The organism is Paenibacillus sabinae T27 (assembly GCF_000612505.1).
GTDB classification, from domain to species: Bacteria; Bacillota; Bacilli; order Paenibacillales; family Paenibacillaceae; genus Paenibacillus_AQ; species Paenibacillus_AQ sabinae.
In genome coordinates this window covers 3,510,965-3,524,365 of record NZ_CP004078.1, presented here as the reverse complement: position 1 = coordinate 3,524,365, position 13,401 = coordinate 3,510,965, and the positions used below count along the sequence as shown (strand labels likewise).

The 13,401-nt window shown below is 54.5% G+C and carries 8 protein-coding genes; all 8 read left to right on the top strand.

Annotated features, from left to right (window positions below; genetic code table 11):
- The first annotated feature begins 190 nt into the window (after window positions 1-190).
- The 8 genes from PSAB_RS16245 (at window position 191) to PSAB_RS16210 (ending at window position 13,312) form a co-directional block, all read left to right on the top strand.
- Window positions 191-844: a stage V sporulation protein AA gene (locus PSAB_RS16245; RefSeq protein ID WP_025335645.1), complete on the top strand. Its 654-nt coding sequence runs from the start codon at window positions 191-193 to the stop codon at window positions 842-844.
- Complete coding sequence (locus PSAB_RS16240; protein ID WP_025335644.1) at window positions 845-1,270, top strand: stage V sporulation protein AB; 426 nt, start codon at window positions 845-847, stop codon at window positions 1,268-1,270. It abuts the gene before it with no gap.
- 689 nt (window positions 1,271-1,959) lie between these two features.
- Window positions 1,960-3,684, top strand: a complete 1,725-nt coding sequence (locus tag PSAB_RS16235) for a spore germination protein (protein ID WP_038597227.1) — start codon at window positions 1,960-1,962, stop codon at window positions 3,682-3,684.
- A 114-nt stretch (window positions 3,685-3,798) separates the two neighbouring features.
- Window positions 3,799-5,133, top strand: coding sequence for a diaminopimelate decarboxylase (gene lysA / locus PSAB_RS16230; RefSeq protein ID WP_025335642.1), 1,335 nt, complete (start codon window positions 3,799-3,801; stop codon window positions 5,131-5,133).
- A 123-nt stretch (window positions 5,134-5,256) separates the two neighbouring features.
- Complete coding sequence (locus tag PSAB_RS16225; protein WP_025335641.1) at window positions 5,257-5,688, top strand: peptidylprolyl isomerase; 432 nt, start codon at window positions 5,257-5,259, stop codon at window positions 5,686-5,688.
- A 684-nt stretch (window positions 5,689-6,372) separates the two neighbouring features.
- On the top strand, window positions 6,373-9,978 hold the full coding sequence (locus PSAB_RS16220) for a collagen binding domain-containing protein (protein WP_025335640.1): 3,606 nt from the start codon (window positions 6,373-6,375) through the stop codon (window positions 9,976-9,978).
- 586 nt (window positions 9,979-10,564) lie between these two features.
- On the top strand, window positions 10,565-11,956 hold the full coding sequence (locus PSAB_RS16215) for a TldD/PmbA family protein (protein WP_025335639.1): 1,392 nt from the start codon (window positions 10,565-10,567) through the stop codon (window positions 11,954-11,956).
- 3 nt (window positions 11,957-11,959) lie between these two features.
- Complete coding sequence (locus PSAB_RS16210) at window positions 11,960-13,312, top strand: TldD/PmbA family protein (RefSeq protein WP_025335638.1); 1,353 nt, start codon at window positions 11,960-11,962, stop codon at window positions 13,310-13,312.
- The last annotated feature ends 89 nt before the right edge of the window (window positions 13,313-13,401 follow it).

Genomic DNA, 13,401 nt, shown 5'->3' with positions numbered 1-13,401 from the left:
TTATGGATAATAACCCATTTTTTAGTGAATAAGTTCGATCCCATGTTGGATGCCTGCGAAAAAGAGTAAAAATAAGCCTTTCCACCCATACTACCGTTAATCTGGCATGCTGGCGTTTGGGGCCGGAAACAGAGGGGGCGCCCACGGCGGGCGGCTCTTTCGAAAGATTGCTTGATGAGGAGGACAGCGGATGAAGACCCAATCTGGCTCCGCCATCTATATACAACTGAAGAACCGGGTAACGCTTCCTCATGGAAAAGGTGTGACTCTTGGCGACATTGCGTTTCTGATCGCTCCTCCGGAGCTTGAGGAGAAGCTGAAATCGCTGCTTCTGGTCCAGCCGGAATACAGTGACGGCAACCTGATCCTTATTGACACGCTGAAGGTCATTCCCCTGGTAAAACAGCTCGCGCCTGATGCTGAAATCGAGCCGATTGGAGAAGGCCGGACAATTGTGCAGATCAGCGGGCCCGAGGAACCGCGCAAGCCGTCGCCCGCGATGTTCGCCCTCGTCTGGCTGCTGCTGTTCTTCGGCGCGGCGCTGACGATTATGAACTTCCATGCGGATGTGAACATGCAGGAGGTCCAGGTCCGGATTGTGGAAATGCTGACCGGCCGCCGGGACGAGCATCCTTATTTGTTCCAGCTGGCCTATTCGATCGGTATCGGCTTTGGCATGGTTATTTTTTTCAATCATCTGTTCAAGAAAAAATGGAACGAGGAGCCCACCCCGCTGGAAGTAGAAATGTTCCTGTATCAGAAAAACATCGACCAGTATGTCATTCATGAGGAATACCGGAAAATGAAACACGGCGAAGCGGATAAGGGCAGGGAGGCGACGTAAATGACGGCTCCGGTCGAAGTGGGCCTGAATTTGCTCTTAGGCATTGCTGGAGGCATCGCCGTCGGCGGCGGGGTGATCGCCCTGTTCGTCGTTCTTGATATGATTCCGCGCCTGGCGCAGTTGACGGGCTCCTACGATAAGGTCCATTGGTATGAAGGCGCGATGGTCTGCGGATCGCTGTTTGGGACGGTAAGTGATTTTTGGAACTGGAAAATCGCGTCGGGACCTGTGGTGGTAACGGCGGTTGGTCTGTTCGACGGGATATTTGTCGGCATGCTTGCCGCGGCTTTGACGGAGGTGCTGAACGTACTGCCGATCTTGGCTAAACGTCTTCACATGACTTCATACCTGTTCGGGCTGCTGATGGCGATGGTATTCGGCAAGGTAGCCGGTTCGTTGTTTGATTGGTTTGTGTATCGACAGTAAACGGAGGGCTTGAGATGAGCAAATACGTTCACAGCGGAGATTACTTTGGAACCGATGGGGCCGGGCAGCCGGTTTCCGGTCTGGAGCAGGGGGCGGCAGCTGACGCGGGAGCAAATGATGCCGGTGCGAATCCGAACGCCGGGGATGCAGCCGGAGCATCCGCTACCAGTGCGGATCTGAGCGCCGAGGACGCAGCCGGAGCAGCCGATGCTGGTGTGGAGCAGAGCGGTCTTGACGCCGGCGGCCCGGCTGACGTTGCTTTGGAGCTAAGCGCCGTGAACGGCGCTGGAGCAGCCGATGCCGTTACGGAGGAGAGCGCCGGGGGTAGCGTGGGTGCGACTGATCCCGGCGCGGAGCTAAGCGCCGTGGACGCTCTAGGTACGGCCGCCCCCGGAGCGGAGCAGGGCGCAGCAGCGGCGGATACGGCTGATCCCGACGCGCAACTGAGCGCCGGGGATATAAGCGGCGCGGTAGTTAATGGTGCAATGCAGAGCGCCGTCGATGCCAGTGGCGCGGTAGATGCCGCTGTCGGGCAAAACGGCGAGAATGGCGCGAATACGGCCAATGCCACGTCGGAACAAAACGCCGCAGATGCTGGCGGACCAGTTGATGCCGCCGCGCAGCAGAACGGCGAGGCTGGCACGGATGCAGCTGATCCTGTCAGCGGTCAAGCCACCGGCCCAGGCGAGATGGAAGCGGCCCGCGAGCTTGGAGCGCCGGATGATGGCTCCGAAGATAAGCCGTCCGGCTTTCTGAACTTCCTCTTCGGCAGTGACGATTCGGAATCTCCGAAAAAGTCGGCCGAGGAGGACCCTGGAACGGAACCCGTCCAGGGAAAGGAGAATGAAAACAGGCAGTCCAATGACCCCAAGCAGAATAAACGGGACAAGGAGCTGTCCAATTCAGTAGAAGAGTCAATCGAATACTGGCATGGCGAAGACAGGGTTCCGGATTCGCTTGAGCAGACCAAAGAAGTGCTGACTGAAATAATGGGCCTCGGGGCGTCTTTTGACATCGTATTCCGCGAGATGACGTTCGGCGGAACGAAAGCTGCCCTGCTGTTTATCAGCGGTTTTGCCAAAGATGTTATTCTGGATGAAATCCTGAAGCGGCTTACCTACCTTACACCGGATGATCTGTCCTCTGACGCTTTTGCCGCGTTCATGCAGAAATACATTCCCCATATCCAGGTCGAGAAGTCGGAGAAGCTCAGCGATGCGATGATCAAGACGATGGCGGGGATGAGCGCTCTCTTTGTCGAGGGAGAAGCCCAGGTCATTATCATGGATACGCGCGCCTATCCGGTCCGGGGACCGGAAGAGCCCTCCATCGAGCGGGTGGTGCGCGGTGCGCGGGACGGGTTTACCGAGACGCTGCTGAGCAATATTGCCCTTGTTCGCCGCAGATTGCGCGATCCGGGCCTGAAATTCGAGCTTCACCAGGTAGGCCGGAGAACGAAGACAGATGTGGCTATCGCCTATATTGACGATATTGCAGACAAAACGCAGGTCAAGGCGGTTACCGAAAAAATCAAAACCGTCAACATCGACGGCATTCCGCTGGCCGACAAGCAGCTTGAAGAAGCGATCATAGGAGAAAAATGGAATCCGTATCCGATGGTCCGTTATTCCGAACGGCCTGACATCGTCGCCTCCCATCTGCTTGAGGGCCGAGTCGTCGTGTTCGTCGATACTTCGCCGAGCGTGATGGTCATACCGACCACATTTTTTGATCTGTGCCAGCATGCTGAAGAAAACCGCCAGACTCCGCTCATGGGTTCCTATTTGCGGTGGGTGCGGTTCGCGGGCATTTTCGCTTCCATTTTTCTGCTGCCGCTGTGGATGCTGTTTGTCCTACATCCCGAGCTTAAGCCGGCCCCGCTGGGATTTATCGGTCCGCATGAAATGGCCAAGATCCCGCTGCTCGTCCAGTTTCTGATCATCGAGTTCGGTGTGGATCTGCTCCGGATGGCCGCGGTGCATACGCCTTCGCCGCTCGGCTCGGCCATGGGTCTCATTGCCGCGATTTTGATCGGGGACATCGCCGTCAAGACGGGACTGTTCGTCAATGAGGTCGTTCTCTACATGGCCGTGGCCACCATCGGTATGTTCGCTACGCCAAGCTACGAACTCGGACTGGCCAACCGGCTCGTCCGGCTTCTGCTGCTCGTGGCTACGGGGCTCTTTCACGTTGCCGGATTCGTGATTGGCTCGACTCTTTTCGTCTTGCTGCTGACGATCAACCGTTCCTACAATTCGTCTTATCTGTGGCCGTTTATACCTTTTAATGCAAAAGCGATGGGAGCGATCCTGTATCGCCAATCGGTGGTTTCTTCCAGCACGAGGCCGTCGTTCAACAAAACGCGGGACAATACCCGCATGTCTGAAAATGAAGGCAAGAAGGGCAAGCCGTAGGATAATACAAATCAACTGCGTATTTGTCCATTCTTTGACGTTCCCTTCCTCTGCTATACTGAATATCATAAAAGAATGGGATGGATATTCCACAGAAATCGGAGGATTGCGAATATGTTCTTACACGGGACGAGCCGGATTAACGATGCCGGACATTTGGAAATAGGCGGTTGTGACGTAACGGAACTCAAGGCGGAGTATGGAACGCCGCTGTATATAGTGGACGAGCAGCTTGTTCGCCGCCGCTGCCGTGAATATATGGATGCTTTTGCGGCATCAGGTCTTGGATTTCAGGTTGCTTACGCGAGCAAGGCTTTTTCGGTAATGGCGATGTGCCGCCTGGCCGATGAGGAAGGGCTGTCGCTGGACGTCGTGTCCGACGGCGAGCTGTACACCGCGCTGCAGGCGGGATTCCCGGCTGAGCGCATTCATTTTCACGGCAACAACAAAACGCCGGATGAGATTGAAATGGCCCTTGATGCGCGAATCGGCTGCTTTGTAGTCGATAATTTGGTGGAGCTTGAACTGCTCCAGGCTATTGCCGCAGAGAAGAACCAGACGGTCAACGTTCTGCTGCGCGTGACGCCTGGCGTTGAAGCGCATGCCCATCATGCTTACGCCGCAACCGGCCAGACCGACTCGAAGTTCGGCTTCGACATCGGCAACGGTTCCGCACAGGAAGCGGTGCGCCTGGCCTCGAGCAAAGCCAATTTGAAGCTTCTCGGCGTACATTCGCATATCGGCTCGCAAATTTTCGAAACGGAAGGCTTCCAGCTTGCCGTCGAACGCGTCGCCGGATTCGCCCGCAAGGTGAAAGAAGAGCTGGGCATTGAGTTCAGCGTCGTGAATCTCGGCGGAGGCTTCGGCATTCGTTACGTGGAAGGCGACACGCCGCTGCAGGTGTCGGAATACGTCGCAGCGATTACCGATGCGGTGAAGACGCATTTTGCCGGAATCGGCAGCAAGCTGCCGGAAATCTGGGTCGAGCCGGGCCGCAGTATTGTAGGCGATGCCGGTACGACGCTCTATACGATCGGTACAAGCAAGGAAATCCCGGGCGTCCGCAAATATGTCGCCGTCGACGGCGGAATGACCGACAATCCGCGTCCGGCGCTGTACGAGTCCAAGTACGAAGCCGTGCTCGCCAACCGGGCGGGCGAACAGCCGGAAGAGACCGTATCGATCGCAGGTAAATGCTGCGAGAGCGGAGATATGCTGATCTGGGACGTGGAGCTTCCGAAGGCGGAGAGCGGGGATCTGCTCGCCGTAGCCTGCACTGGAGCTTACAACTACTCCATGGCAAGCAACTACAACCGTATCCGCCGTCCAGCCGTTGTCTTTGTGCAGAACGGCCAAAGCGATCTGGTGGTCAAGCGCGAAAGCCACGGCGATATTATTGCCAATGACATCGTGCCGGCGCGTATTGCCAAACAGCCGGTTACCAAATAGCAATACCGAGAGAGCCATTCATGCGCATCCCATGCATGGATGGCTCTTTGCTTTGGGGAGGCTTTCATAGTAAACTGTTAAGGTATTGCACATTTTGTCCAATGAGGAAGGGGTATTTTATATATGGCAAAGCAAGCGAAAATTAAACTCGAGAACGGCGGCGAAGTGGTCCTGGACCTGTTCGACAATGACGCGCCCAACACCGTAGCCAACTTTGAGAAACTGGCCAATGATGGCTTCTACAATGGCCTTGTCTTCCACCGCGTTATTCCGGGCTTTGTCGCTCAAGGCGGCTGTCCGAACGGTACAGGCACCGGTGGCCCTGGATACACAATCAACTGCGAAATCAACCCGAACAAGCATGAGCGTGGAACGCTCGCTATGGCGCATGCCGGACGCAACACGGGCGGCAGCCAGTTCTACATCTGCTACGCTCCGCAGCCGCATCTGGACGGCCAGCATACGGTATTCGGCAAAGTGGTAAAAGGCATGGAATACGTCGACGCCTTCCAAGGCCGCGACAAAATGACTTCCGTGGAAGTATACGAAGCGTAAGTGTCATACACCACCTAAGCCCGGCATGAAGGTCCGAGTAATTCGGAACCTCGTCCGGGCTTTTTTTATGCAAAATTTTTCAACCACACCTGTTTTATGGAGTATATAAAATAATTTTATAGCAATTCCCCGATCTAGCCCCTTTCTTGTCCACATACAGATTCCTATGGCGCGTTTTTGCTGTAAATCCCATAACATTGGCTTACTTTCGTCATATCAGCTGCTCTTTAATGTTTTAATGAGACTTCTTGTACACTTTTCGTTCTTTATAGTAGACTATTTATGTAACGTAAAACGAACAAAAAGGTGGTTTATCCGCCAGTCTGATCGGCCCCAAATAATACCTCTTAAAAATGATTGAATTTAAATTTCGTTCATGAAAAAATGGGTAATACAAATTAGGGTTATCTGCGTACATATCAGACTTGAAGCGTAATTTTGGTTCGGCAGGAGGAGTTGGAACGGATAGATGAGCGGGCGCCGAAGCTTGGGATGCGGACGGGAACGACCGGAAGACATACATAAGCGAGCGCAGAAGAAAGTGAAACGCAGAAAAAGGCTGACCGGCAAGGAGGGAGAATGCGGGGAGAGACAACAGCATATATTCGGCATCAGTCCGCTTTTAATAAATGAAAGATCAAGGTATTGTACCGTCAAATGAACTATGGGAGAGGAGTAAAAAGGATGACGACGCGGAGAACGATTAGGAAGAAACTGGCCTTGTGGCTCGTGATCCTGCTGCTGGTTGCCGAGTACAGCTACGGCCTGGGATTTACGACAGAAGTGAAAGCGGAAGCAATCGAGAATGACAGGAACATTATCACCAGCGTTTCGATGGCGGTGTATGGTCCTGATGGCCAGACAGTTACTGGCGACGTCTACGAACAAGGCTCCGAGGTAACTTTGAATTATACGTGGGAATTACAGGATGGGCATGGCTATCATGCGGGAGATACATTTTCTTTCCAGATCCCCGACCAGTTCAAGCTCTACAATGATATCAGCGGACCGCTGGTTTCGGATGAAGGCGATGTGGGAAGCTTCACGGTAAACAAAGATACCCACCTTGCCGTCATGACCTTCAACAGCTTCATCGAAAATCATGACAATGTCCATGGAACGTTAAGTGTAAGGACCAAGTTCGATAAAGAGGTCATCAAAGGAAGCACGGTTCAGCAGATTTCGTTCCCGGTGAACGGAGATACCCAGGTTGTAGTCCTGCGCTTCAAGCCGGATGTCGCGTCAACCATTGAGAAAAAAGGAACGCCAGAGGGGTATAACGCTCAGAGCATTTACTGGACGGTTGATGTGAACAAAACGCTGGAGTCCGTGTACAGCGCGGAAGTAACCGACCCGATTCCCGATGGATTGAGTCTGGACCCGGTGACGGTTGCCGTGTATCAGCTTGATGTCGGGCTGGACGGCACGGTGAGTCAGGGGATTCTCGTTGATCCCTCAAACTATACGCTGGATACGCAGGACGGAAAGCTTAAGCTGAAGTTCGCCGATTCGCCGATTAGCGGCGCATATCGCATTGCTTTTTCCACAGATATTACTAACTTAACCAAAACGAAATTTAAAAATACTGCATATTTTTCGGGCGACAATTTGCCTCAAGCTGAGTCCTCGGCAACGGTTGAGGTTAAGCGAGCGCCAAGCCTTCAGAAGTATGCCATTCATTACGAGCCGTCCATTCAGACGATCACCTGGGGCATAAATTATAATTACAACTATGGAAGCATTCCGCAGGCCGATGCGGTGCTGAAGGATTTGTTCAACGAATCCCAGGAGCTGGTCGCAGGCTCGGTTAAAGTCTACAATGTGACAGTCGATGGCGATGGAAAAGCAACAGTCGGCGCACAGTTGGCCGAAGGGACGGATTATACGCTCACACCGGCATCGGCGGATGGAAAAACCGGTTTTGAGATCCGATTTTTGCAGGATGTAAGCACGCCTTATTTTATCGAATACAAGACCAAGTCCAAGGATCGGCTGTTCTCGCCAAAAAGAATCACTAACACCGTAACCTCCGGCACTTATAAAGCGGAAGCCAATCAGGATATTTATCCCGTCATCATTTATAAAACGGTCGATGCTGCCGGCGCGAATTACCGCAACAAAACCGCCGACTGGAAAATTACGATTAATGATGACGGCTACCCGATGAGCAATGTAGTTGTCAAGGATACGTTTCCGTACAGCGGCCTTACCTTTATTCCGGAGTCACTCGTAGTCCGCAGTGCTTCGGGAGCCGTAGTCCCCGCTTCGGAATACACCCTGGATTACGATAAACCGGTGGTGCAGGGCAAAGGATTCACGGTCACCTTCCTGAAGCCGATCACTGGAAAATATACGATCAGCTACAAGCTGCAGTTTGACTATTACGGACTCACGGATGGCAAAGATAAATTTTATAATACGGCTTACTTGACCTGGGACGGAGGTTCGGCTTCGGCAACGGGAGTGTTCAATCCCCGGATTGAAGTCAAGAACAACGGCTTTAAATTTGGCGAATACAATGCCGCTTCCAAGACCATCTCCTGGTATGTCGCAGCCAACTATAACAGCAAACCGCTGAAGAGCGCCGAAATCGTGGATGTGATTCAAGCTCCGCAATCTCTGATTGACGGTTCGGTGAAGCTGAAAGAGCTCTATCTGTACCCAAGCGGCCTGACCTCTAGAAATGGGGATCTAAACGTCAAATATACGTATACGGTCACTCAGGAGAACGGCAACAGTATTTTGCGGATCAAGCTGCTGGAGCCAGTCAATTATCCGTTTTACGTCGAGTTCAAGACCAGTCTGGATGGAAAGCTGATCAACAGCGGCAAAATCAATAATACAGCGAACATCTATGACGAAAACAAGCCGGTATCGGCAGATCTGACCGGTTCAGTGACCATTCCGTTCGGCGGAGAATACGTGGTCAAGAACGGGGCGCAAGCCGGCGACAAAATCAACTGGAGCGTCTACATCAACCGCGGCCAATCGTTTATACACGACGCGAAGATTACCGATGTCGGAAGCGCAAACCAGCTGCTGCTGACCGATTCGTTCCATCTGTATCCGACCACGGTTTCTCCAAGTGGAACAGTAACCAAGGCTGGCCCCGAGCTGGTCAAGGGAACCGACTATACTCTGGACGTCATTACGACGAATGATGGCAAGCAGACGTTTGTCCTAAGCTTCAAGAATCCGATCGGTTCGGCCTATATTCTGGAATACCAGTCGCTCATCGCCGCGCGCAGCGGGGAAACGGTGACGAACGCCGTAACGCTCAGCGGTAATAATGTAGTGGAAGTAACCAAAGAGACTTCAACGGAAATTATTGTTGGGGTATCAAGCGGTTCGGGAACGGGTAATGGAACACGCAGCATGTTGACGGTCAAAAAGCTGGATGACAGTGATTATCTGAAGCTGCTGGCCGGAGCCACTTTTGATCTGTACCGGTTAAACGGCAGTGAACGCTTATTAATTGGAACGCAGACAACAGGCGCTGACGGAATTGCCGTGTTTAACGGCATTTTGGCTGGAAGCTATATCCTGGTTGAGACAAAAGCTCCTTCAGGCTATGTCCTCGATGGCGCCGAGCGTCCGGTAACCGTCGGGGCAGGCGCGAACATCGTTCTGCCGATAACCAACCATGTGGCCCCTTCGCCGGTGCCGTCCGAGACGCCGCCGCCATCCGCAACGCCGACGCCGTCTGCGACACCGTCGCCAGTGGTGTCCGCATCGCCGACACCGTCTGCGACGCCGTCACCAGTGGTGTCCGCATCGCCGGTACCATCTGTGACGCCGTCACCAGTGGTGTCCGCATCGCCGACACCATCCGCGACCCCGTCGCCAGTGGCGTCCGTGACGCCGTCGGCGGAGGTGTCTGCGGCACCGTCGGCAACACCGTCCGCGCCGGTATCTTCGGAAACGCCACCGGTGGTCGTTCCGGTTCCGTCGCCGTCACCAACGGGTTCAAGTGTTCCGGGTGTTATTATCCCGGATGAGCAAATCCCGGCAGGGCCGGCGAACCCTGGCGAACCGCAGGCAACGCCGCTTCCTAGTGTGACGCCGACGGAGGTGCCGATCGATGACGAGGTTCCGCTTGGCGGAGTCGACATTGACGATGACGACGTGCCGAAAGGCAATCCTTCCAATCCGGAGGTAAGCCCGGCTACGGGCAAGCTGCCGAAGACCGGAGAAGGAAGCTCGCTGCCGATCTATATGGGCGGTCTGGGCCTTATCCTGATCGGAATTGTCATTAACCGCTGGCTCAATCGCAGCAAGAAACAGGAATAAATAGAGATTCAACTTGAAATGAACGGACAATGAACCGCCGGCTCAGCCGGAAAGCGCCCGGGATGCTTATTCCCGGGCGCTTTTTCTGCCTCTGGAGAGAGTGTACCCGCAAGCATCAGTTTCTTTGCACGTTTGCTTGGGCCAATCTTGCCCCGTCTGGTGGTAGAAGCAATGGAAGTCATGGGTAGCGGGAAATAGAGCGGAAAAAGCGGAGCTTATTCGACTCAAACTGGGCTTTCTCGCATTCGAACGGGAAAAACTCCAGCTTAATTTGAAGGATTCGTCTGGATTTGGTCTTATGCCAGAAATAAGACGTAGCTTCTCCGTCTTAATCGGCTTAAATGCTCTTTAGCCGCGGAATAAGAGGGAGTTTTTCCGCTTTATCAGCAGCGGGAGGACAGTGGGAGGATATCGGGAGGGGAGCGGGGGGACAGTGGGAATATAGTGGGGGTCAGCGGAAGGACAGTGGGAGGAACAGCCGGATGCCACCCGGTTCGCATGAACAGAAGGGTAGTGAGATGAAGCGGCCGAAATAAGCTATACTGGTAAGGAAAGGTATTATTATAGAATAGCGGGGAGGAAGGCTATGCTTCAGGAACGGCTTATTATTAATGTATTGACGGCAGCGCTAGAGACGGGCGCCGATTTTGCGGAAATCTTCGCCGAAGACAAGATCAGTGGAAGACTGGAAATGGTGGGCGGCATACTGGAAAGCTCCCTCTCCGGCCGTGATTACGGAGTGGGCATCCGGATTCTGAAAGGGAACTTTTCCGTCTATGCCTTCACGAACGACAGCAGCGAGTCCAATCTGGTCGCTGTAGCCCGATCGGCTGCGGCTGCCATTCGCGGCGGTGGAGCCAGCAGCGGGGTTATCGATCTCCGCCGGGCGGTCATCGATAACCGCCATTCCGTCGCAATCATGCCGGACAGCTCGCAGAAGAAACGCGCCATCGAGCTGATGCGACGCGCCCACAGCACGGCGGCTGCATTCGATCCAAGCATTGCCCAGACGAAAATCCATGCGACCCATCAGCTGCAGCATGTGCTGATTGCCAATACCGAAGGCTTGCTGGCTGAAGATAAGCGGGTCTACACACGGCTCGGAATCAGCGCAGTGGCCGAGGACGGCGACCAGAAGCAATCCGGCTTCAGCGGGCCGGGCGCCTATGCCGGCCACGAATTCCTCGAAGGCCTGGACATTGAAGAGCATGCCCGCAAGGCTTCCCGAATCGCGGTCACGATGGTCAAAGCCGGCTTCGCGCCCAGCGGAAGACTTCCCGTCGTGATCGACAACGGTTTTGGCGGCGTTCTGTTCCACGAAGCCTGCGGCCACGGGCTGGAGTCGACCTCCGTCGCTCCCGGCTCGTCAGTGTTCGCGGGTAAGCTCGGCGAGCGGGTCGCTTCTCCGCTTGTAACGGCGGTGGACGACGGCACGATTGCGAACGCCTGGGGCTCCCTCAATATCGACGACGAAGGGGCTAGAACGCAGCGCAATGTCCTGATCGAGAACGGCATACTGAAGGGCTACCTGATCGACCGAATGGGCTCCCGGAGAATGGGTATGCCCGCTACTGGTTCCGGCCGCCGGCAATCGTATAAATTCGCCCCGGCGTCGCGCATGAACAACACATTCATCTGCAACGGAACCTCGACTCGCGAAGAGATTATCGCGAATACCGAATACGGCATTTATGCGAAGTCCATGGGCGGCGGCTCGGTCAACACGGCGACCAGCGATTTCAATTTTGCCGTTCAGGAAGCGTACATCATACGGAACGGTAAAATCGCGGAGCCGGTCAAGGGCGCGACCCTGATCGGCAAGGGGATCGACTGCTTAAGCAAAATCGACATGGTCGGCAACAATCTCGAGCACGGACAGGGCATGTGCGGGTCTGTCAGCGGAAGTATTCCAGTGAACTGCGGGCAGCCTACGATCCGGGTGTCGGAGATGACCGTCGGCGGAAGAAAGGGGGAGTAGCGCTTGAACATCGGAGAGTTTCAGGAAGCTCTTTTTGCCAAAGGCCGGGAAGCGGGATTCGCCGAAATGGAAATTTATTATGCGAATGGCCGATCCGTCTCGGTGTCGGTGCTGAAAGGCGAAATCGACGAGTATAAAAATGCCCAGACAGGAGGCCTGTCGTTCCGCGGTCTCATCGGCGGCAAGATGGGTTATTCATCCACCGAAAGGCTGGATCAGGAATCCATTGACTATTTGCTGGAAGAAGCAAGGAGTAATGCCGAGGTGCTGGAGAATGAGGAGCCAGAGGAACTGTTTGCCGGTTCGGAGCGCTACCATTCCGTGAATACGTATTCGCCTCCCTTGATCGGGACAGTACCCGACCAGCTGATCGAAGCGGCCTTATCTATGGAACGTATAGCCCTGGACGCCGACCCCCGCATTGATATGGTCAGACGCTCGGCGACTTCCGTAAGCGAGAGCGAAGTGCTGATCGTCAACACGAAAGGCTTGAACTGCCACCGCCAGCACAGCTCTGCCTCCGCGAGCATTTATGTGCTTGCCAAAGAATCGAAGGATGCGAAGGAGACGGTAACGGGGGGCTGGTTCGACTTCTCGCTGCGGAGCTTTGACGATATTGATGTGGAGGCTGTAGCGCTGACAGGAGTCCGGGAGGCCGTATCCAAGCTTGGCGCAAACACGGTGCCATCGGACAATTATCCGGTCATTCTCCGGAATGACGCCGCAACCTCATTGCTGTCCAGCTTCGCGTCGGTGTTCTCGGCAGAGTCGGTCGATAAAGGGTTTTCTCGGCTGAAGGGCAAGCTGGGCGAACAGGTGGCGGGCGGCAATATATCGATCATCGATGATCCGCTGATGGAGAATGCGCCGACAAGCAAAGCATTCGATGCGGAAGGCAGCGCCACCGCGCGCCATGAGCTGGTCAAGGACGGAAGACTGCTGACATTTCTGCATAACCGCAAAACGGCCCGAAAGGCCGGAGCTGCGAACACGGCAAACGCCGCCAAAGGCGGATACAAAGGTATGGTCGAGGTTTCGCATCATAATCTTTATATCGCTCCCGGCACGGACAGCCTTGACGAAATCATCCGCGGCACGGACCGGGGAATCTTGATTGTGGAGCTCCAGGGGCTGCATGCCGGGACGAATGCAACTTCGGGCAGCTTCTCCCTGGCGGCAATCGGCTATTTGATTGAACACGGAGAAATCGTGAGGCCGGTCAATCAGATTACGGTATCGGGCAATTTTTTCGAGCTGCTTAACGGAATTGAAACGGTCGGCGACGATCCGCGGTTTATCGGCAGCTGCACTTCTCCGACGCTCAAAGTCAGCTCGTTGTCCGTGTCGGGAGCCTGATTCAGGCGTATATGGCGACAAAATATCAAGGCAGACGGCGAACTCCGCCGTCTGCCTTCTTTAGGTACGACTAGCATGGGCGTCATACC